Source organism: Actinocrinis sp. (genome assembly GCF_035653575.1).
GTDB lineage: Bacteria > Actinomycetota > Actinomycetes > Streptomycetales > Catenulisporaceae > Actinocrinis.
In genome coordinates this window covers 49,752-71,262 of record NZ_DASRBQ010000186.1, presented here as the reverse complement: position 1 = coordinate 71,262, position 21,511 = coordinate 49,752, and the positions used below count along the sequence as shown (strand labels likewise).

Below are 21,511 nucleotides of genomic sequence, written 5' to 3'. Positions count from 1 at the left end.
GGGTCACCCGTGCCAGAGCGCGATGTTCTTGAAGTGGGTCTCGGACTTGCTGCCGCTCAGGTTGTACACGCCGTTCTTGAAGTAGAACGCCGTTCCGGCGGGCTTGGTGTAGTGGGTGCTGAGGGCGAGGCTTCCGTTGACCCAGATCTGCACCAGGTGGTTGCTCGGGTTGTACGCCGCGGCCAGGTGGAACCACTTGCCGACCATGTTCGTGGCCAGCAGCGTGTTGACGCTGTTGTACAGGTTGCCGTTCTTGGTCTGGATGTAGATCGCCTCGCCCGGGCCGTTGACGTGGACCTGCATGATGCAGGTGCCGGTGGTGCCCGGGTCGATCAGGACGTCGGCCTCCCACAGGTGCTCGCCGCTGGTCCAGTTCGTGGCCCAGCGCATCTCGGTGCGCGCCCCGGTGGTGGTGCCCGGGCTGTATCCCTTGTCGCCCTTGAGGATCCAGAGGTTGTACTCGCCGCCGGTCACCGAGAACCGCGCCGACTCCGGCAGGTTGTACGGGTGCTGCACCTTGTAGCTGTCGGTGTAGCGGGTCAGCCCGGAGGTCGGGTCGGCGGCGGGGGAGGCGGCGTGCGTCACGGGCGGGCTGGCCTGTGCGCTCGTCGCGACGGCGATCGCGGTCACTGCCGCGGCGACGGCGGCGCCCGCGCCTAGCAGAATGCGTTTCAAGGTTCTTTCTTCCTTCCGTCCCCCTTGTGGTGGATGGGCGAACCGGTCACTTGCCCAGCGGGATGACTCGGAACAGCAGCGAGGCGTGTGGGGCGAGGGTCGCGGTGTAGCCGCCGCGGATGAGACCGAGGTTCTTGTGCTGCCACAGGTCGCGCACGAGGGCGTACCCGGCGCCGCCAAGGTCGCTCCAGTTCGCGGTGACCGGGGCCGCGGTGTCGCCGAGGTTGAACAGGGCGACGGTATAGCTGTGGTCCGGGTTGGCCGCGATCCACACCTGCTGCGGGGTCGCCTGCGAGACCGGGTGCGCCGGGTGCCCGGCCTGGTCCACCGCGATGACTTCGGGGTTGGTGATCAGCGCGAGGTCGGCGGGGTCCAGCTTGCTCAGGTCGGTGCCCAGCAGCAGCGGCGCGGACTCTACGGACCAGAGGGTGACCATGGACTGGCGCTCGTCGGGCGTGAGCCCGTCCGCCGCGCCGTTGCCCACCTCGACCGAGTCCAGGTCGTTCCAGTGCCCGGGCCCGGCGAAGGGGATCCACTGCGGGACATCGGTGAAGCGGCGGGCCACGCGCACGGACCAGTTGGTCAGGCCCGGGCAGTGCGAGTAGCACTCGACGTCGCCCTCGATGCGCCAGCCGTTGCTGTACTGCGCCCACGTCGCGGCGTTGGCGAAGCTGAGCGAGTTGGACAGCTCCAGGTGGATCGGGCGCCCGGTGCGGGCGAGCGCGGCGTGCCAGTGCTCGACGTCGGCCCGGTTGTCCGCGGCCACCCGGCCGCCGCCGGGCCCGACGAAGTCCATCTTGATGTAGTCCACGCCCCAGGAGGCCAGCAGGTCGGCCTGGGACTGCACGTAGGCGGCGGCGCCGGGCTTGGCGTAGTCGATGGCGGCCGAGCCGTCTGCGGCGGTGTTGCCGGGCCTGGTGGTGTCCGCGATGTCGGCCACGTGGTACGGCGTGCCGGCGATCTGCGAGTTCGCGGCCAGCGCGGCCTTCGGGATGCCGGGCACGAGGTAGATGCCGAACTTGAGGCCGAGGGAGTGCACGAACTTGGCCACCGCGGGGATCCCGTCGGGGAACTTCGTCGCGTTCCAGGCGTCGCGGCCGTACTGGTCCACGTGGTCGGACCAGCCCGCGTCGATGTTGACGTACTGGTAGCCATACTTCTGCAGCGTGGTGTGCATGGCGGTGGCCTGCGCCTCGATCAGCGATTCGCTGATCCCGCCGTGGAAGGAGCTCCAGCTGCTCCAGCCCATCGGCGGCCGCAGCAGCTGCCACGGCACGCGGTCAGGCGCGGCGGAGGAGGAGCCGGCTCCCAGCGCCCCGGCCGAAGCCGTTCCCTGGACGGCTCCCGCGCACAGCGCCGCTGCCGCGAGCGTGCCCAAGAGCCTCGCGGTTGTCCTGGATCGCCGCATCATCGGGTACCGCCTCCCTACTGGTGTAGACCTCGTCGTGTACACGGCGACTTCTTACACCGAGGCGAACGCCCGGTCAACAAATCATCCGATGGATGAGTGCATCGGCCAAGGGATATCCCAGCTCATCTTGCGCTGAGCATTGAAACAACGATGAAACATCCTATGACTTGCCGGGATGTGCCTCAGGACAGCCTGTCCAGCTCGGCGGTGAGGTTCGCGATCGCGGGCACCGCGTCCCACACGTCGAGCTTGCGCAGCTCCTGCACGACCAGCGTGGAGGCGGTGCCGGTGCCCATCTCCAGGGCCTGCGTCCCGACCGCGGCCGCCCGGTCGAGCTCGCCGACCAGCGCGTAGGCGCGGGCCAGCCGGGCGACGTGCACGGCCTGCTCCCAGCGGCACAGGTGCTCGCGGCTGTCGGTGTGGTCCTCGTAGAAGGTGATCGCGTCACGCACCCGGCCCAGTTCCAGCAGGCAGGAGGCATGCTGGATCTTCAGGTGGTTGGCGTCGAAGTAGTAGCCGACCCGATAGCGGTCGCTCCACGGCGGCGCGTCCGGCAGGTCGAGTCCGCGCGCCTCCTCGAGCCTGCTCATGCAGGCCGCCGAGTTACCGGCGATGGCGTGGCCGCGCGCCTCCTGCTGCAGCGCCAGGGCGCGCACCTGCGCGCAGGTTCCGGGCTCGCGCAGCGCGGCCCGCGACAGGCCGATCACCCGGTCGTCGTCGCGGTCTGATTCCGCCAGCTGCGCCATCCGCACGTACGCGTACGCGACCAGGTCCCGGTCGTCGGCCGCCTGGGCCTGCTGCAGCGAACGCTCGGTCCACTCCGCGGCGCCGCGCAGGTCGCCGACCTCCTGCCGCAGCCAGCCGTAGAACTCCGCGTACAGCGCGGTCACGTCCAGCAGCCACTGCCGCATCCCGCCGCTGGCCGCCCGGCGCATCAGATCGATCAGCCGGTACAGTTCGGCGACCGCCGGTGCCAGACCGTCCGCGCCGATCCACGAGTCCGCGTCGTTCACCAGGCGGCGCACCACGAGCAACCGGTGCACCGTGCGCGGATCGGCGACGCGGCCGTCGTCCACCAGCCGCCAGGCCTCCTGAGTCGGCGCGCCCACGACCGCCGCGATACAGGCGTCGAGCAGGGTCTTGCGATCCACCGCGGTGCCAGGCAGCGCCACCGAGCTCTCGCCGGCCAGCTCCTCGAGCCGTCCCACGATCGGCAGCCGGACCGATTCCAGCGCGGCCGGCGGGCTGTCGTCGGCCAGCCCGAGCAGCCGGGGCGGCACACCGAGCAGCCGGCCCAGCGATCTGAGCACCCTGATGTCGTAGCCGAGGTTGCCGCCGGTCTCCAGCCGGGAGATCGCGGACTGGGAGAACCCGGCCAGCGCGCCGAGCTCCGCCTGGCTCAGGCCGTGCGCCTGGCGGGTGAGCGCGATCACCGTGCCCGGCGTGTTGCCCGCCACCGCGCGGGTGACCTCCCAGGAGCGCCAGAACTCCGCCGGCAGCGGGCTGAGCCCGGCGGCCGCGGGGCGGTACCCGGCCCGCGGGTCGCTCAGCCGGTTCTGCGCCGTCACGCCGTGAGCTGTTACACCGTGCGCCGTCACCGCGTGTGAGGGCGCCGCGGCGATCACTTGCCGTGGCCGCGGCTGGTGGCCGTCACTTGTCGACCTGTGCATCGGTCTCCCCGCAGGGCTGGATTCCGCGCCGCCCGAGTCTGCCGAGCCGTACCGCTGCGGCCGGCTCGGATCTCACGCTAACCCACCGCCGCCGGCTCGCCGGGTGATCGCGTATGCCGATTTCGCATAAGGGCATGCGTGAGCCGCATCCGACCGCCCATCGTATCTCATACACCATCAGGCTTCGGAGACAGCGCAGGCCGCGGCCGTACCTCGGTTCCCTGCGCTCAATCGCCCGCTGACCTGTGACTATGGAGACCCGGTTGATCATCGGCCCCGGCCTGCGCCCAGCGCCGCCGCCCGCGCTGCACGCCGCGCACTGCCTCGTGATCGGCGGCTGGACGGTGATGGAGCTGTCCGGGGAGATCGACTGCGCGGCGGCCGGCAGCGTCGAGTGGAAGCTGTCCGGGGCGATCGGCCCGCACTGCGCCGACCTGGTCGTGGACCTGTCCGAGGTGGCTTTCCTCGACGCCGCGGGACTGCACGTGTTGGAGCGGGCCCATGCCCGGGCCCGTGCGCTCGGCGGCGGTCTGCGGCTGGTGTGCCCGCCCGGTCCGGCGCGCGATCGCATCAGGGTCCTGAGTGGTGAGCGAAGGCTGCCGGTCTTCGCCGATCTGGGATCCGCCATGGCTGCCGGGGCTCCTCCGCATAGGGGTCCCGGCCTGAGGAGGAACGCGTGAAGGTGCCGTATCCGTTCGCGTCGCAGCCCGCGTTGGGCGAGGCGCGACTCGGCGAGGCGCTGGTGCGGTCCTGGCGCACCGAGGGCGCGTTTCAGGTCGCCGCCGGGGAGCTGGCGCCGGAGGCGCGGCGGGCCTTCGCCGCCAGCGAGCGCTTCTTCGCCCGGCCGGCCGCAGCCAAGGCCCGCTATGTCAGCAATCTGACGTACGCCGGATACGCTGCGCCGGGCGAGGAGGCGGAGGCGACGGAGCCGGACCGCTGCGAGACCTTCACGGTGTGCCAGGACATCGCGCCCGACGACCCGCGGGTGCGCGAGTACTGGCCCTGCCACGGTCCAGTGCCCTGGCCGGACGCGCAGTACCGCCGCGCGATGCTCGCCCTGGCCGACCGGCTCGGTGAGGTCGCCGACCGCGTGCTGCGGCTCGTGGCGCTCGGCCTCGCGGCCGAGGATCCGGACGTGTTCGCGAGGCTGACCTGGGGCGGCTGGCATTCCCTGCGTGCCCTTCGATTCGAGCCGGGACCCGCGCAGGCCGACCGGACAGAGGCGATCGCGGCCGCCGCTGCGCGCGTCGACGACGGCCTGCTGGCCATCGTCGTGCGGCCCGATGAGGCCGAGCCGCTGACGGTTCTTCCCGGTGTGCTGATGCAGTACATGACCTGCGGTCTGCTGCCGCCGGCGCCGCGCGAATCCTGGCCGCAGGCCGCCGAGCGGTTCGCCATGACGTACTTCCACGCGCCCAACTTCCAGGCCTGTGTCAGGCCGCTGAACGAGGCCTCCCGCGACGACTTCGTCCACTACGGAACGCACTTCACCACGACTTACCTGCGCCGCTTCCCGGCGCGGGCCACCACGCTGCGGATCCTGGCCGAGGACCGGCTCTCCGTCCTCGCCGGGCTCCGGCAGCAGGCGGCCCGCGCCGCGAGCCTGGTCTGAGACCGTACGCCCGCAGGCGTCGGCCTAGCTGACCGTGAAGTCCTGGAAGTCGACCTCGCCGATCGCCCCCGAGTTGTGCGCGGTGGCGAAGACCCCGACATCTTGCGTCGCGGCCGCGGTCGGCACCGTGACCGTGTCGATCAGCGTCCAGTTCACGTCGTCGGTCGAGTAGTAGCCGGTGTAGGAGGTGGCGCTGCGCACCAGCTTCAGCCAGCTCGGATACGCCGCCGTGCCGAGCCCCTGGTTGTTGGGCGCGCTGTTGGAGTCGAGCTGGCCGTCGCCGTTGGCGTCCCACTGCATGACGTAGCCGTGTCCGGGAGCCTCCGCAAGGATGAGGAATCCGGGCGAGCCGTTAGCGTTCGTGACGTCGTTGCGCACCATGATCCCCGCCTTGGCCCACGCGTTCGTGTTCGCCTGAGCGGTGATCTCGACCGTCGCCACGGTTCCGTCCTGTTCGGCGCCGTGGAGGTAGATCGCACCGTACTGGTTCGTGCTGCCGTACACGTCGCCGCCGCCGGCCTGGATGCCGAGCCGGTTGCCCAGCTGCGCGAAGTTCGCGGTCGTCGAGGCAAAGGTCTGATACGGCGCCTGGACGGGCGCGCCGAGCGTCACCGATTCGGCCAGCGAGGCGCTGCCGGGGAACAGCAGGTGCCAGCGGTAGTCGGCGTTCGCGGTGACCGTGTCCGTCTCGAACAGCGCCGAGGGCGCAGCCGGCACGACTTGATACGTGGTCTGCACGCTCTGGCCCGGCTGGACGACGGGGAACCGGCTGGCCGAGGCGGCACTCGCGGTCCATCCGGCGGGCGCCGCGAGGCCCAGCTGGGCAAGCTCGACCGGCTCGATCCCGTTGTCGGCCAAGGTCTCGGTGACCGAAGCGGGCTGCCCGGCTGCCGCGTTCGTCAGCGAGCTGAGATCGACGGTCACGTCCGGCGGCGCGAGGTACGGGAAGCTGGTGCCGGTGACGCGGAAGAGCGCGACGCCGTGCGACGGGACGTCCGCGGCGATGGTGCCGGTCGTCTCGGTCGTCCGATGCGTCCAAAGGTTGTCGAGCAGATAGGCCTTGGCGGCGGGCAGACCGAGCGCGGAGGAGGTGGTGGAGAGCAACGCGGCGCTCGGCCCGGTGTTGAAGAGCCCGACGACCACGTCCCCGTTCTGCTCAGTCTTGGCGAAGACCTGGGAGGTGGCCGACTGCGCGATCCGCGAGGCGTCGATCGAGTCCTGATCCACCGCGAGCACCGCTCGGTTCTTCAGCAGCCTGAGGTCGGCCGGATCCAGGTTCGTCAGATCGGTGCCCAGGATCAGCGGAGAGGAGGCGAGGGCCCACAGGCTCAGCTGCGTCTGGCGTTCGTCAGGCGTGAGCCCGTCGTTCGCGCCGTTGCCGACCTCGATCGAGTCGTAGTCGTTGAACGCGCCGGGGCCGCCGTACGGCTGCCAGTTCGCGACCTGGTTGAACCGCGACTGCACGCTGTTCCAGCTGGTCAGCGGGTAGCTGCTGCCGCCGCTCTCGCAGCCGTAGCACTCGATGTCGCCGCCGGTGCGCCAGCCGTTCGAGTACTGCTTCCAGGTCGCGGCCCCGCTGATCGCGAGGCTGTTGGACAGCTCCAGGTGGATCGGCCGCCCGGTTTGCTGCAGCGCGGTCGACCAAGCCTGGATATCCGCGACGTCGCTGAGCCCTACACCGTCGATCTTGACGTAGTCCACGCCCCAGGAGGCGAACTCGTCGGCCCACGAGTTGATGAACGCTTGTGCGCCGGGCTTGGTGTAGTCGATCCCTACCATACCCTTGCAGTTGTAGTTCTTCTCGCCGGTCGTGGTCGCGATGTCGTCGGCGTGGAAAGAGGTGCCGAGGATTTGTGTGTTCTGCGCGACCGCCTGCTTGGAGATGCCGGGCGTGACGTAGAGGCCGAACTTGAGACCGTCGGCGTGCACATGATCCGCGACCGCCTGGATGCCGTCCTCGGTTCCGTTCGGCGGGAACTTCGTGGCGTCGGTGACCCAGCGGCCGTATGCGTCCACGTTCGGCCCTTGGCTGCCGGGGCACTGGTACCAGAAGTCGTCGACGTTGACGTACTGGTAGCCCACCGAGGCCAGGCCGCTGCTCTTCATCGCGTCCGCCTGGGCGTCGATCTTCGCGGCGGTCGGATCGTGCCGGATGAAGCTCCAGCTGCTCCAGCCCAGCGCGGGTGTGGTACCCACGCCGTTGTCCTCGGCGAACGCGGGCGACGATATCAGCGTCGCATAACCCGCACTTGCCGCTACTAGCGCGAACGCGACGAGCGACGCGCGCCGCTTAGGTCCTGCTTTTCCCGTCAGCCGGTGCATGTACGCTCCAGAACTCTCAGCTTCCGCTGGCAATTCAACACTCGCGAACACAATTCGTTAGGAAACGAAACTTATTCGCCCCGGAGTAAACGACCGGCCCGGGACGCTGTCAAGGCCTGGAGCGCGACCGCTCCGTCCGGCGGACCGCGCGCCGGACGGAGCGGGGGAAATCAGGTCAGGGTTCTGTGTCGACTACGCCTCGCTGACGGCCGGCCGCGCCGCGCCGGATCTGGCGCGCAGCCTCGCCACCACGGCGTCGAGGGACAGCGGTCCCGGACCGAGGACGGCGATCATCAGGAAGCCCCAGCAGAACAGCGCGGCGGGCTCGCCGCCGTTCTGGATCGGCAGCAGGGCGTGCTTCTGGTGCACGGAGAAGTACGCGTAGGCCATCGAACCGGACAGCAGCACGGCGGCCGGCCGGGTGGCCAGGCCCATCAGGATCAGCAGCCCGCACACCAGCTGGATCAGGGCCGCGGTGCCGCCGGGCCACTGCGTCGGCGAAACGGTCTTCCCGGTGCCGAGCGAGCCCCCGAACAGGCCGAACAGCGTCGACGCGCCGTGGCAGGAGATCAGCAGGCCGAGCACGATGCGGTACAGGGAGGTCAGGTGCTGGTTGAGCGTCAGGGCGTTGCGCATCTGATCACCGTCTCAGGGTGGGTACGCCGGCGAGCGCCGGATTATGCGCGAAACGGATCCCCGAGACGGGTAGTTCAGTACTCTGTGAAACTTGCCGCGCCGCGCGGTTTAAACCTGTGCGCTGCGGAATTTCGCGCCGGTATCAGGCCCCTGCGGCGGTCACCACGGCGTCGGTGACGAAGCCGAGGAACACCCCGAGCAGCAGACCCCAGGTGGTCAGCTCCTTGCGGCCCATCTTGCGCGCCACCGCGAGCAGCTCGATCACGACGTACAGGATCGAGCCGGCCGCCAGGGTCAGGAAGCCGATCGAGAGCGTGTCGTTGACCACGTGCTGGCCGACGATGGTGCCGAGGAAGGTCGGCCCGCCGCCGACGAGGCCGAGCAGCCCGAGCCGCGCCCACGTCGGCATCCGCCCCTCGGCGGCCATCGGGGCCACGATGCCGAAGCCCTCGGTGGCGTTGTGCAGCCCGAAGCCGATGATCAGCAGCACCGCGAGCTGCAACTGCCCGGTCGCGGCCGAGTTGCCGATGGCCAGGCCCTCGGCGAAGTTGTGCAGGCCGATGCCCACCGCGATCATCATCGCCAGGTCGAAGAACCGGGTGAACGCGGCAGAGCGCGGATTGAGCTCGTCGACCGCGGCCGCGCCGGGACCGAAACCGCGCGCCCTTGCGACCCGGCGGGCGACGTAGCGGTCGAAGTACACCAGCGCCACCAGGCCGGCGCCGAAGCAGGCGAAGAACACCGCGCCATTGCCGACCGCGGAGCCGTAGCGGTGGTCGGAGAGCGCGGAGTCGATCGGTTCCCAGGCGTGCGAGAGCACGTCCCAGAGCAGGAAGATCAGGATGCCGGTGGCGACCGAGTTCAGCAGCGCGCGCAGCGTCGGCGCGGGGGAACGCAGCCGCCCGATCGGCAGGCCGAGGTAGATGGTGAAACCGGCCACCGCCCCCAGCAGCGTTATCTGCGACGACGACATCCGGAAATCCTCCACGGCGGATCGGGGGCGCGCGGGACGCGGGCGCGCAGGCTTCGCCGCCCGGGCATTCCGGGGCGACCAGTCGGCAAGGCTAGCCTAAGTTAGGATTGCCTAACAAATCCGCTCGCGCAATCGGCCGGGCGGACTAATGATCGCCGCACCCGTCCGCGGGTGGCTAGGGCCGAACGGGCCGGAGCTCAGCGAGGTGGGGGTAGGTCGCTGAGAGCCGGCCCTGGTGGACACGGCCGCGGCACCGCCGGGGTTGACTGGTCCTTACCCCGGTTGCCTGATCTCTACCTGGATCCGCGGGCCGCGGCCGGACGCGAAACCGTCACGCGCGCGCCGGTCCGGTGCTGTCGCGCACCACGAGCTGCGTCGGCAGTTCGAAGCGCAGGCCCTCGATCTGCTCGCCGCCGGCCAGCCGCAGCAGCGTGCGCGCGGCCAGCGCGCCCATCTCGCTCAGCGGCTGCCGCACCGTGGTCAGCGGCGGCGAGGACCAGCGCACCTCGGGCAGATCGTCGAACCCGATGATGCTCAGGTCGTCCGGGACCCGCAGCCCGCGCTGGCGCACCGCCTCGTAGCCGCCCAGCGCCATCTGGTCGCTGGAGGCGAAGATCGCGGTCGGCGGCTGCGCGAGCGCGAGCAGTTCCGCGGCGCCCTTGAAGCCGGACTCGTGGTAGAAGTCGCCCTGCACGATCAGCTGCGGATCCACCGCTATCTCAGCGGCCTCGAGCGCGGCGCGGTATCCGTCGAGGCGGGTGCGGCTGCACACCAGGGTGCGCGGCCCGGCGATGAAGCCGATGCGCCGGTGGCCCAGCGAGATCAGGTGCTCGGTCGCCGCCAGCGAGCCGGACCAGTTCGCGGCCCCGATCGTCGGCACCTCGTGCCCGGGCACGCCCGCCGGGTCGATCACGACCGTGGGCGCGTTGAGGCGCCGCAGCTCGGCGTGCAGCGGGGACTGCACGTCGGAGGTCACCAGGATCACGCCGTCGGTGTTGCGCGCCTGCACGTTGCGCAGCCACTGCCGGGTCGCGGCCGGGCGGCGGTGGATCGCCGAGACCACCGTGCCCACACAGGCGGCGTGCCCGACGTCCTCGACGCCGCGGATGATCTCCACCGCCCATGGGCTGTCGAGGTCGTTGAACACCAGGTCGATCAGCCCGGCCGGTTCCTGCGAGCGGTTGACCCGGCGCCGGTAGCCGTGCCGGCGCAGCAGTTCCTCGACCCGCTCGCGGGTTTCCGGCGCCACGTCGGAGCGGCCGTTGAGCACGCGGGAGACCGTCGGCACCGAGACCCCCGCCTCTCGGGCGATGCTGGTCATGGTGATTCTGGGCCCATCCTGGGCAGCCACCACGGCTCCTCCCCTTCGTTCCGCGGCCGCGGCGCGGCGGCGAGCCCGGATTTCCGGCAGCGGCCTGCGCTGTTGCGGCTCGCACCTGGTGCTTTATGGCCAGGCTAGCATCGGGGGAGCCGGGCCGGGTGTGAAACGTGTGTTCTGAAAGGGGCGGAAAATCAGCCGGGTGACTTCCGGAATGTCACGGATGATGCGTTCCGCTCCCCGGTGAACCGGCGCGAAGCTGACGGCCGCTCGGTTTTCGCGCCAAGACTGCTGCGTTACGCAAGCGAGTCCGGTTGCTGCACGTGGTGACCCGAGTACGCTGATCCCCATGAGCAAGGCGGCCGGTGGGACGGGGTTGCGGGGAGCGGGCCGACTGCTCGGCAACCTGCTGATATTCATCATCATCAGCGCGCTCGGCGGCATCATGGTCGCCGGGCTGAGCCTGCCCCTGGTGGGCAGCGCGGGGCTGGCCGCGAAGGCCGCCTCGGACCATTTCGAGGACCTGCCCAGCGATTTCGAGACCCCGGTGCTGCCGCAGCGTTCGAAGATACTCGCCGACGACGGCAGCCTCATCGCGTACACCTGGAGCGACGACCTGGGCGGCAACCGGGTCGTGGTGCCGATGTCGCAGATAAGCCCGAGCATGCCGCAGGCCCTGGTCGCCATCGAGGACGTGCGTTTCTACCAGCACGGCGGCATCGACATCAAGGGCACGATCCGCGCCCTGGTGCACAACTCAAACGGCGGCAATCTGCAGGGCGGCTCGACCATCGCGCAGCAGTACGTGAAGAACGTGCTGCTGCTCGAGGCGGGCACCGACAAGGCCAAGCAGCAGGCCGCCATCGCCGACACCTTCACCCGCAAGGTCACCGAGCTCAAGTACGCGGTCGCGGTCGAGAAGTCGCTCACCAAGGAGCAGATCCTGGAGCGGTACCTCAACCTAGTGTACTTCGGCAACGGCGCCTACGGCGTCGAGGCGGCGGCGGAGCGCTACTTCTCCACCACCTCGGCCAAGCTCACCGTCCCGCAGGCCGCGCTGCTGGCCGCGCTGGTCAACAGCCCGAGCGACTACGACCCGCTGCAGCACCCGGCCGCGGCGCTGGCCCGCCGCAACATAGTCCTGCAGGACATGGCCAGCCCGGTGCTCAAATACCTGACGGACGCGCAGGTGGCCGCGTATCAGAAGACTGCGCTCGGCCTGAAGCCGACCCCGCCGAAGCACGGCTGCATCGTCGCGCAGGGCTCGGCCGCGTTCTTCTGCAACTACGTGTACCAGACGTTCATCAACGACCCGGACTACGGGCCGACCAAGGCGGCCCGGATCCAGATGTGGAACATGGGCGGCCTGACCATCCACACCACGATGAGCGCGAAGGACGAGACGGCGGCGGACGCGGCCATCTCCAGCCACACCTACGCCACCGACAAGGTCGCCTCGGCGCTGGCCATGATCCAGCCGGGGACCGGCCAGATCAAGGCGATGGCGCAGTCCAAGCCGATGGGCAACAACCTGGGCGACACCTACTTGAACCTGGCCGGCGATCCCGCGCACGAGGGCAGCGGCGGCTATCAGGCCGGCTCCTCGTTCAAGATCTTCGTCGGGCTCGCCGCGCTCGAGGACGGGCACGATCCCAGCCAGGTGATGAGTGTGCCCAGCCCGATGGACGACGCCGGCACCCGGATCGCCGCCTGCCCGGGCAACGGCACGCACTCGGTGCTCTGGACGCCGGACTACCACCCGAGCAACGACGACGGGAACCCGTTCACCGGCCCCCTCGACCAGGCGTTCTGGTTCTCCGTCAACACCTACTTCCTCACCCTCGAGGAGCAGACCGGGCTGTGCCACCCCGCGCAGATCGCCCAGTCGATGGGGGTGACCTTCGACAACGACAGCGGCGACGGCAGGCCGCTCGACCAGTTCCCGTCCTTCACCCTCGGCACGAACCTGATCACGCCGATCGAGATGGCCGGCGCCTACGCGACCATCGCCGCCCAGGGCACCTACTGCAAGCCGTACGTCATCACGGCCGCCACCGACGGCGCCGGCCGCCAGCTTCCGGCGCAGCACCCGAACTGCCGCGCGGTGCTCGACCCCAACATCGCCAACGAGCTGACCGCGCTGCTGCGCGGCGTGCTCACCCAGCCGGGCGCGACCGCCTCCGGACTCGGCCTCGACCGCCCGGCCGCGGGCAAGACCGGAACCACCACCAGCTCCATCGCCACCTGGTTCGACGGCTACACACCGCAGCTGGCCACCGCCGTGTGGACCGGCTTCATCCGCCCGGACACGCTCAAGGGCGACTACATGGGCAACATGCGCGTCGGCGGGCAGTACTACTACGGGCAGATCTTCGGCGCGACGATCTCCGCGCCGATCTGGCACGAGGCGATGACCCGCGCGCTGTCGGGCGTGCCGGTCCAGGACTTCACCGCGCCGCACGGCTTCCCGCCCGAACCGCAGTAACCCCCGGGGCGTGTATCCGGTTGCCCGCCCGGCCTGTCGCCCGGCGACAACCGGAACGCGCAAGATTGGCAACCCGCGTACTTCCGCCGGCCGCCGGGCTATCCGACACTGCCGGGATACCTACGGCGCGAAGGATGGAAGATCGATGGCGGCGGTGCGAAGCGGGCGGCTGAGCCGACTGCGCGGCAGGATGACGGCGACGGCCCTGGCGATCGGCCTGGCCGCGGCGGCCGGTGCGGCGACAGGAACCGGCGGCGCGGTGGCGATCGCGGCGACGACCGGCAATCAGTGGTTCGACAACGCGACCAGCGCCACGCTCACCGTCACGCCGAACGGCTTCGTCGACGGCTACGGCCGCGAGGTCGTGCTGCGCGGCTTCAACGTCTCCGGCGAGGCGAAGCTGGCCGAGAACAACGGGCTGCCGTTCGCCAGCGTGGCCGACGCGCGCACCTCGGCCGCCGCGATGCGCCAGCTGACCGGCGCGAACTCGATCAGGTTCCTGCTCACCTGGGCGTATATCGAGCCGCAGCCGAACCAGATCGACTACACGTACCTCGCCAACGTCACCGCGCAGATGCAGCCCTTCCTCGACGACGGCATCGACGTGCTCGTCGACTTCCACGAGGACCTGTTCTCGCGCTACCTGTTCAACAGCGGGAGCTGGTACACCGGCGACGGCGCGCCGCAGTGGGTGATCAACGCCGGCAGCTATCCGCAGGAGAACTGCGGCATCTGCTTCAACTGGGGCCAGAACATCACGCAGAACGCCGCCGTGCAGGACGCGACCTACGACTTCTGGCACAACAGGGTGCTGACGACCTCCGCCGGACAGATCGCGGAGCAGGACGCTTATCTCGGGCAGGCTCAGGCCGCGCTGACCTACCTGCGCGCGCATCTGAGCACTGACGAGTTCACCCGCGTGCTCGGCGTGGACCCGTACAACGAGCCCTATGCGGGCAAGTACGACTCCGGGCAGACCAGCCAGACCTGGGAGCGCGACGTGCTGTGGCCGTTCTTCCAGAAGTTCCGCACCGCGATGGACGGCGCCGGCTGGTCGGCCAAGCCCGCGTTCGTGGAGCCCAACCTGTTCTGGAACGCGAACCTCTCCTTCGAGCAGCAGGCCGGCGGGCTGGCCAACGTCGGCGAGATCGGCACGAGGTACGTCTTCAACACGCACTTCTACGACGAGGCGGCGCTCTCGGGCATCTTCATGATCGGCAAGGCCGCGGACGGCCAGTACACCTCGAACTTCGACACCGTCCGCCAACGCGGCTCCAGCCTCGGCACCTCGGCGCTCGTCAGCGAGTACGGCAGCCCGGAGAGCGGCTACACCTCGGACAAGACCCCGACCGTGCTCAAGGCGATGTACCAGGCCCTGGACTCAGGCGTGGCCGGCGCGAACTGGTGGAGCCAGGCGGCGCAGTCCGGCGGCGTGCTCAGCGGCACCGAGTGGCAGTGGGACCTCTACAGCGGCCGGCACGACGAGCTGATGAACGGCAACCCGAGCAAGGTGGAGACCAGCGGCGACGCCTGGAACGGCGAGGACTTCTCGGTCATCGACACCGACTCCTCCGGCGCGGTCCAGCTGCGCCAAGACGTGCGCGTACTCGACCGGCTCTACCCGCTCGCGGTGTCCGGCCGCACGCTGGCCTTCACCTACGAGGACCGCGCGCGCGACGGATCCACCACGCTGACCTGGAACCCGGTCCCCTCCAGCCTGCCGAACACGGCCGCGCTGGTCGGCTCCGGACAGTACGGCGTGCTGGTCTGGCGCTCGACGGGTTCGGCAGCGCCGACCGAGCTGCACCTGCCCGCCGCGTTCACGCCCGCGAGCACGACGGTCGTGTCCGATCTGGGCACGGTGACGGGTCTGCCCGCGTACACGGCGACCGGCCAGACGACGAGCACGCCGATCGCGTACGCGGCGCTGCCGGGCGCCAGCGGTGTCAACAGGCTGCTGCTCTCGGACAGCTCCGCCGCCGGAACCCTGCACTTCGCGCTGATCACCAACGGCTCGTCCAGCGCGACCGCGGCCCAGCGCGCGGCGGCGCAGGCCGAACTCGCCGCGTGGGCCGCCGGCGCCGGATTCCCGTCCGGGTCCTGATACGCCCCGCGACCGCGTCGCCTCCCGGTCCGGCGGAACGGGCTCGGTCCGGGCCGCGTGCCGGGCGCACGGCCAACGGCTCGCCGGCGGTTCTTACGTCGGCGAGCCGTGACCGTGCGCGTGCTGATGCGAGCCGACGCGGCGCAATGACTCGCGCAACGAGTGCGACGACCACCATGGCCTCGATCGCGTGACCGGGCCCTGGCCCTGGACGACGACACCTTCCAGCACGGTCGACTCCGTGGACGGGCGGCGATGTATCACGGAGAACCTCGCCGCGACCGGATGAGCTTTGAGGTGAGTCGTGCTCTGCGACGACGACGGCCCGGCGTCCGGTTCTTCCCCGTCGACGCCTTTGACGCCGCCGGCGCCGTTAACACCGACCTGCTCGTCAGCTTCGTCACGCTTTCTGATCGTCCCCGGCGACCGGCGCGCGGCCGGCGACTTCGGTCGCACCGCGACCTGTGACTTCGCGGGCTGCAGCAGTTCCCGCACCGGCTCGGAAGGGGAGCGCAGCCAGAAGTCGACGTGCGCGGCACGGGCCGCCCCGCGCACGTCGAGCAGCGCGCGCAGCGCGGCGGGGCTCGCGGCGGTGATCCCGGCGAGATCGACGACGAGTTGCCGCGGCCTGCGGCGCAGGATGTGCCGCAGCGGCGTGGTCAGCAGCGCCACCGATCCGGAGTTGAGCTCGCCGTTGACGGTGACCACCGGAGCGTGCCGGTCGCCGCCGACCTGGAAGCGCAGCGCCGGGGCCGCCTCGTCGGGGCTGGGGCGCCACATCAGCAGGTCGAAGACCATCGTGTCGTCGTCGGCGCGGTGCAGGTTGCGGCCGATCATGCCGACCGCCGGGCCGTCCCAGCCGGAGAACATGGCGGCGAAGATCGGTGTCTCGTCAGCGCGGACAGACTCGATCGTGCGTTCGTGCGATTCTTCCTCCGGTGCGGCCGCCTCGGCCTGCTCCTGTGCATCCGACGCCGTTTCGGCTGCCGCAGGCTCCTCTTCAGGCGTGGCGGTCGCGACTGGCTCCGCGTCAGATACGTCGGATACCGAGGATGCCTCAGATACCTGCGCTGACGGCTCTTCAGCTGCCGCGGACTCCTCTCCAGAGGTGACGTCCGCAACCGGCTTCGTCTCCGACGCCTCCGACGCTTCGGGCGTCTCGGGCGCCTCGGGCGCTCGGGTTGCCTCCGACGCTTCGGGCGCCTCGGGCGCTTGGGATGCCTCCGACGCCTTGGAAGCTCCTTCGGTCGATACCGGCGGCGACGCCTTCTTGCGCGGCTTGCGGACCGGCTTTTGTGCCGCCGTCCTGGTTGCTCCCGTCGTCCCGGCCGCCTTCGTCGTCCTGGTTACTTTCGTCGCCCCGGGGGGTTCTGTCGTCTCCGCCTTCTCGGCGATCGCGGTCTCCGCGGTCTGCGTCGGTGCGTCCATGCGCCCTCCTCGTGGACGTGTTCGAGCCGAATCCTCCGCGTCATCACCGCTGTCCTTTGGGTGTGCGGCATGGCGCGGCCGTCCGGTGCTGAAGCACCGTCGCGCTGTGGTTTCAACGCCTGGCCAGGTACCTGCTCGCGTGCCGCCGAACATGAACGCTCCGGTCACGGAAGCGGCGCGGCGTATACCCCGACTCGAACGAGCTACACGTGCTGAAGACCGAACAATCTGGCGAATGACATCGAGACGTTTACCGCCCCCGCGCGAAAACGCACCTGTCGGGTCAAGGCTCGACGACGAACCGAGTCCGTCAGTCACCCACCTCCATCAGACGCTTGAGCCTGGCGAGATCCGCGGCGACGGCTTGTGCGTCCGCGGCGAATTCCTCGTCTGTCACGCCCTCCCTGCGCCGCAGCGTGAACACGATCTCGCAGCCGTCGCCGTCCGCGATGACGCGCATCGGGTTGTAGACGACCTCGCCGGACGGCATCGTGACGTCGTGGTCGAGCACGCCGAAATCGTTGCGTGGCGCAAAGGCGAGGCCCAGCCGGCCCGCCGGTGTCTGCACGAACCAGCGCCCGTCGGCCTGCTCCACCGCGGAGCCCAGGCCCGGCGCCCAACGCGGCAGGTTCGCCGGCTCCACGGCGAACTCGTAGACCTCGCCGGCAGGCCGGTCGATCCGCTCACTCAGGTGCTTCGATTCGAACCGCATGGATCAAGCCTGACAGGCCCTGCCGACAACTCCGCGGCCTGCACTCTCATACCTGAGTAGGGGTCGGCCTGCCCCCGCCGGAGGTGGTCGGCTGGTTCGGCGCGTGCGATGCTGGCGCTGTGGTGACCGCTGAAGAGCAGGCCGGGGCGCCGGCCGCGCGCGGGTCGCGGTTCCCGGCCCTGGTCACCCTGGCCGTCGCGCGCAAGCGGAGGGCTGTCTCGCGTCTGGCGCGGCGCCCGGACGTCCAAATCGTCGGAGCGTTGCTGCTCGCCGTGTTCGCGGCGCGTTCCAGCCTCAGGCACACCGCCGGCCTCAGCGAGAACGTGGCGTTGTTGCTGGCGTTGGCGGCGACGCTTCCGCTGACCGCCGTTCGCGTTGCGCCGCTGTTCTCGCTCGTCGCGACGATCGCCGCGAACAGCGTATTCATCGTCAGTGCCCGACTGGCCTGGCCGGCCACGGCGATCTTCGCCTGGCTGGTCTCCCTCGCGCTCAGCCCACTGCTGCTGCGCAAGTCGCAGGCGGCGGCCCTGCTGATCGCTGCGGAGTCGGCGGTGATCGCGGCCGTCTTCGTCCCGGCCCGGATCAACGCGACGCCCTGGGACGCGACGATAGCGGAGGGCGTCGTCGCGCTAGCCGCCTGGTGGATCGGTGAGAACCTTCGCGCTCGCAAAGAGGTGAAGGTCGAGCGCGCGCATACGGCGCGGCGATTGCAGGCCCTCGCCGAGCAGGATGCGGTAGCGCGTGAACGTGCGCGTATCGCACGCGAGCTGCACGACGTGGTGGCTCATCACGTATCCACGATCGCGGTACGCGCGGCGACGTTGCCTTATGAGGTCGACGACATACCGCCGCCGATTCGTACCGCACTGAACGAGATCGCAGAAGGGGCCCGCGCCGCCCTGGTCGATCTGCGAGCCGTGCTCGGGGTCCTGCGCAGCGGTGACGAGATCCTTGAAGGTGCGCCGCAGCCGCGCCTCGCCGACCTACCCAGGTTGGTCGCACGCGTTCAATCCACGGGCACACCAGTGGTGCTACGTATCGACGGCCAGGAGCGTCCGTTGTCCGACGGTGTAGAAGTGTGCGGCTACCGCATCGTCCAGGAGGCGCTGACGAACACGGTCAGACACGCACCCGGCAGCGCCGTGGAAGTCGATGCGGGGTACCGCGACAACGAGCTGACGATCCGCGTGCGCGATAACGGATGCGGACGACCGTGCGCGCCTGGGGATGGAACGGGATTCGGTCTGGTCGGGATGCGGGAACGCGTGACGATGCTCGGCGGCAGCCTGCGCGCGGGACCGCGTCCTGGTGGCGGATTCGAAGTCATCGCGAAGCTGCCGTGTCCCACCCCGGCCGCGAACAGCGGCGAGGAGCGCACCGCGTGACCGACCTGACGCGTGTCCTCATCGTCGACGACCAGGCGGTCGTCCGGCTCGGCTTCTCCAGCCTGGTCGGCTCGCAACCCGACATGGTGGTGGTCGGCGCGGCCGGAGACGGATGCGAGGCGGTGCGCCTCGCCGAAGACCTGGCCGCGCGAAATCAAGGCCCGCACGTCGTCCTCATGGACATCCGCATGCCCGTGCTCGGCGGCATCGAGGCGACCGCGCAGCTGGGGAGGCTTCCCGAACCGCCCTCTGTCATAGCGCTGACTACCTTCGACCTCGACGATTACGTGTTCGACGCCCTGCGCGCCGGGGCCAGCGGCTTCCTGCTCAAAGACGCCACGCCGGAGCAGATCCTCGAGGCGATCCGCGTCGTCGCCGCGGGCGACGGCCTGCTCGCCCCGGCGGTAACGCGCCGCCTCATCGCGCAGTTCGCGCGTCAGCCGAGGCTGACAGCTCCCGCGCGGCTCGACCGATTGACCAGCCGCGAACGCGAAGTGCTGCTGCTCGTCGCACGCGGTTTGTCTAACGCGGAGATCGCGGCTCGCCTGTGCCTGGCCGAGCAGACTGTGAAGAGCCACGTTGGTGCGCTGCTGTCGAAGCTGGGCCTTCGTGACCGCGTTCAGGCGGTCGTGCTCGCCTACGAGAGCGGACTGGTCACGCCCGGCGCCTCCGTCGATCGCCCGGCCTGACGGAGCGTCAGTGGCGAGGCACCTCGGCGGCAGGCCCGTTCCCCCGGAAGTAGCGGTCGGCGGCCGGAAACCGGCTACTCGCGGGCGAGGCGGTCCGCGCGGCGCGCGCCTAGCGTCGGCGGCATGATTGAAGTCAGGGAACTGAGCAAACGCTACGGCGGCAAGACCGCCGTCGACGCGCTGACCTTCACCGTCAAACCGGGCGCGGTCACCGGCTTCCTCGGCCCAAACGGCGCCGGCAAATCCACCACGATGCGCATGATGCTCGGCCTCTCGCGGCCGGACTCCGGAACCGCGACGGTCAACGGGCGCCCCTTCACCGGACATCGCCGCGCCCTGCACGAAGCCGGGGCGCTGCTCGACGCGCACGCCGCGCACCGGGGCCGCAGCTCGTACAACCACCTGCTGTGCCTCGCGCAGTCCAACCGCATTCCGCGCCGCAGGGTCGACCAAGTACTCGAAATCGTCGGGCTCTCCGGTGTCGCGGGACGGCGCGTCGGCGCGTTCTCCCTCGGCATGGCCCAGCGCCTCGGGATCGCCGCCGCGCTACTCGGCGATCCGCCAGTGCTGATCTGCGACGAACCGATCAATGGGCTCGATCCCGAAGGCATCCTGTGGATGCGGACGCTGCTGCGCGGCCTCGCCGCCGAGGGCCGCACGGTCCTGGTATCGAGCCACCTGATGAGCGAGATGGCGCTCACCGCGGACCACCTCGTGGTCATCGGCCGCGGCAGGCTGCTCGCCGACACCGGCGTCCGCGAATTCGTCGAGGGCGGTTCGCGTAGCAGTGTCCTGGTCCGCTCCTCGGATCAGGCGCGGCTCGCGGCGCTGTTGGAGCGTGCCGGGGCGGTGGTGCGGCCTGCCGGGCCGACGAGCGGCGGGAGAACGGCGGGAGGAGGGGTGGGAGAGCCGGCGCCACCGCGCGGCGGACTCGTTGCGCCCGGTATCGCCGTGACCGGCATCACCGCGGCCGAGATCGGCGAACTGGCCGTGCGCCATGGCATCGTGCCGCACGAGCTGGCTACGCAGCACGCGTCCCTCGAAGCCGCGTACATGGAGCTCACCAGGGACGCGGTCGACTACCGCGCCGAGAACGCCGACGCCGCCGGCACTGGCACCGGAACCGGCGGCAGCGAATCAGCAACCGATGAGACGAAGCGAGTGCGCGCATGACGACGACTCAGTTCACCGCCCCGACGCCCGCGCCGGCCGCCGCGCGACGATCGGCCGGGGCGGCCCTGTCCGACTTCGGCGCCGTCATGCTCGCCGAGTGGACCAAGCTGCGCACGGTGCGCTCGACCTACTGGACCGCCGTGTTCGCCGCGCTCGCGGTCATCGGGATCGCCGCCGGGTCGTGCGCGCAGTGGGCCGACACGATCAGCCAGCACCGCGACCGGCTCTCCGACCTGGACCCGATCACGGCCAGTCTGACCGGCACCTACCTCGGCCAGCTCGCGGTCGGCACGCTCGGCGTCCTCGTCATCAGCGCCGAATACGGCAGCGGCATGATCTCGGCCACCCTCACCGCGGTCCCGCAGCGCCGTACCGTGCTGGCCGCCAAGGCGCTGACCTTCACCGCCGCGAGCCTCGTCTTCGGCCAGCTGGTCGGCTTCGCGGCGTTCGGTCTCGGTCAGGCGATCCTGTCCACGCAGCACGCCGGCGTATCGCTTTCCCATCCCGGCGCGCTGCGCGCCACGATCGGCGCAGGGCTCTACCTCGCCGCCGTCGGCCTGCTCGGCTTCGGCATCGGCGCCGCCGTCCGCCACACCGCAGGGGCCCTGGCCACGCTGTTCGGCCTGATCTTCCTGCCCTCCGCGCTCGCCGACCTGCTGCCGCCGTCCATGCACTACGTGATCGAATACATGCCCGCGAACAGCGGCAGTCAAGTGTTCACCGCGAATCCGCACCCTCCGGCTCTCGCGCCGTGGACCGGCTTCGCGGTCTTCTGCCTCTATGTGGTCGCGAGCCTGATCGCCGCGGTCATCCTCACCGAGCGGCGCGACGCGGTGCTCGGCTGATCGAGCGGGGGCAGCGGAGGGCGCCGGCACCGGGGTTCCTACCACCACCGGTGCCGGCGCCCTGCGCGGATGT

At 70.2% G+C, this 21,511-nt stretch carries 17 protein-coding genes; 8 read left to right on the top strand and 9 right to left on the bottom strand.

The genetic code is table 11. From position 1 onward, the window contains the following. Positions 1–3: 3 nt before the first annotated feature. The 3 genes from VFA06_RS25540 to VFA06_RS25530 form a co-directional block, all read right to left on the bottom strand. Positions 4–675 (bottom strand): polysaccharide lyase family 7 protein, encoded by a 672-nt coding sequence (locus VFA06_RS25540; protein ID WP_324843269.1) that lies wholly within the window; start codon positions 673–675, stop codon positions 4–6. Positions 676–721: 46 nt separating this feature from the next. Next, positions 722–2,086 carry a glycoside hydrolase family 27 protein gene (locus VFA06_RS25535; protein ID WP_324843268.1) on the bottom strand — a complete coding sequence of 455 codons (1,365 nt, stop codon included), beginning with the start codon at positions 2,084–2,086 and terminating at the stop codon, positions 722–724. A 182-nt stretch (positions 2,087–2,268) separates the two neighbouring features. After that, positions 2,269–3,654 (bottom strand): helix-turn-helix transcriptional regulator, encoded by a 1,386-nt coding sequence (locus VFA06_RS25530; RefSeq protein WP_324843267.1) that lies wholly within the window; start codon positions 3,652–3,654, stop codon positions 2,269–2,271. Between the two features lie 353 nt (positions 3,655–4,007). On the opposite strand from VFA06_RS25530, the gene VFA06_RS25525 reads away from it, so the two are divergent. Both VFA06_RS25525 and VFA06_RS25520 read left to right on the top strand, forming a co-directional pair. Beyond that, positions 4,008–4,436, top strand: a complete 429-nt coding sequence (locus VFA06_RS25525) for an STAS domain-containing protein (RefSeq protein WP_324843313.1) — start codon at positions 4,008–4,010, stop codon at positions 4,434–4,436. Further along, positions 4,433–5,368, top strand: coding sequence for a 2-oxoglutarate and iron-dependent oxygenase domain-containing protein (locus VFA06_RS25520; protein WP_324843266.1), 936 nt, complete (start codon positions 4,433–4,435; stop codon positions 5,366–5,368). Before VFA06_RS25525 ends, VFA06_RS25520 begins: the two co-directional genes overlap by 4 nt. Before the next feature lie 24 nt (positions 5,369–5,392). On the opposite strand, the gene VFA06_RS25515 is transcribed toward VFA06_RS25520, so the two are convergent. The 4 genes from VFA06_RS25515 to VFA06_RS25500 all read right to left on the bottom strand — a co-directional run bounded on the left by VFA06_RS25515 (position 5,393) and on the right by VFA06_RS25500 (position 10,620). Beyond that, entirely contained in the window at positions 5,393–7,564 is a 2,172-nt protein-coding gene (locus VFA06_RS25515; RefSeq protein WP_324843265.1) for an NEW3 domain-containing protein, read from the bottom strand. Between the two features lie 318 nt (positions 7,565–7,882). Beyond that, positions 7,883–8,326, bottom strand: coding sequence for a DoxX family protein (locus VFA06_RS25510; RefSeq protein WP_324843264.1), 444 nt, complete (start codon positions 8,324–8,326; stop codon positions 7,883–7,885). 142 nt (positions 8,327–8,468) lie between these two features. Then, a complete protein-coding gene (locus tag VFA06_RS25505; protein WP_324843263.1) occupies positions 8,469–9,299 on the bottom strand; it encodes a ZIP family metal transporter in 831 nt (276 codons plus the stop codon). Between the two features lie 331 nt (positions 9,300–9,630). Then, positions 9,631–10,620: a LacI family DNA-binding transcriptional regulator gene (locus VFA06_RS25500; RefSeq protein ID WP_324843262.1), complete on the bottom strand. Its 990-nt coding sequence runs from the start codon at positions 10,618–10,620 to the stop codon at positions 9,631–9,633. Positions 10,621–10,966: 346 nt separating this feature from the next. Here VFA06_RS25500 and VFA06_RS25495 point away from each other — a divergent pair, with 346 nt between their 5' ends. After that, positions 10,967–13,102, top strand: coding sequence for a transglycosylase domain-containing protein (locus VFA06_RS25495; RefSeq protein WP_324843261.1), 2,136 nt, complete (start codon positions 10,967–10,969; stop codon positions 13,100–13,102). Between the two features lie 145 nt (positions 13,103–13,247). Further along, positions 13,248–15,206 (top strand): cellulase family glycosylhydrolase, encoded by a 1,959-nt coding sequence (locus VFA06_RS25490; protein WP_324843260.1) that lies wholly within the window; start codon positions 13,248–13,250, stop codon positions 15,204–15,206. 93 nt (positions 15,207–15,299) lie between these two features. Here VFA06_RS25490 and VFA06_RS25485 read toward each other — a convergent pair whose 3' ends face one another. Then, on the bottom strand, positions 15,300–16,634 hold the full coding sequence (locus VFA06_RS25485; protein ID WP_324843259.1) for an STAS domain-containing protein: 1,335 nt from the start codon (positions 16,632–16,634) through the stop codon (positions 15,300–15,302). A 310-nt stretch (positions 16,635–16,944) separates the two neighbouring features. Further along, positions 16,945–17,346, bottom strand: coding sequence for an SRPBCC family protein (locus tag VFA06_RS25480; protein ID WP_324843258.1), 402 nt, complete (start codon positions 17,344–17,346; stop codon positions 16,945–16,947). Positions 17,347–17,465: 119 nt separating this feature from the next. Between VFA06_RS25480 and VFA06_RS25475 the strand changes: the two genes are divergently transcribed. The 4 genes from VFA06_RS25475 to VFA06_RS25460 all read left to right on the top strand — a co-directional run bounded on the left by VFA06_RS25475 (position 17,466) and on the right by VFA06_RS25460 (position 21,438). Next, positions 17,466–18,731 carry a sensor histidine kinase gene (locus tag VFA06_RS25475; protein ID WP_324843257.1) on the top strand — a complete coding sequence of 422 codons (1,266 nt, stop codon included), beginning with the start codon at positions 17,466–17,468 and terminating at the stop codon, positions 18,729–18,731. 5 nt (positions 18,732–18,736) lie between these two features. After that, positions 18,737–19,420, top strand: a complete 684-nt coding sequence (locus tag VFA06_RS25470) for a response regulator transcription factor (RefSeq protein WP_324843312.1) — start codon at positions 18,737–18,739, stop codon at positions 19,418–19,420. A 123-nt stretch (positions 19,421–19,543) separates the two neighbouring features. Continuing rightward, positions 19,544–20,593 (top strand): ABC transporter ATP-binding protein, encoded by a 1,050-nt coding sequence (locus VFA06_RS25465; RefSeq protein ID WP_324843256.1) that lies wholly within the window; start codon positions 19,544–19,546, stop codon positions 20,591–20,593. Beyond that, positions 20,590–21,438: an ABC transporter permease gene (locus VFA06_RS25460; protein ID WP_324843255.1), complete on the top strand. Its 849-nt coding sequence runs from the start codon at positions 20,590–20,592 to the stop codon at positions 21,436–21,438. Before VFA06_RS25465 ends, VFA06_RS25460 begins: the two co-directional genes overlap by 4 nt. Positions 21,439–21,511: the final 73 nt, after the last annotated feature.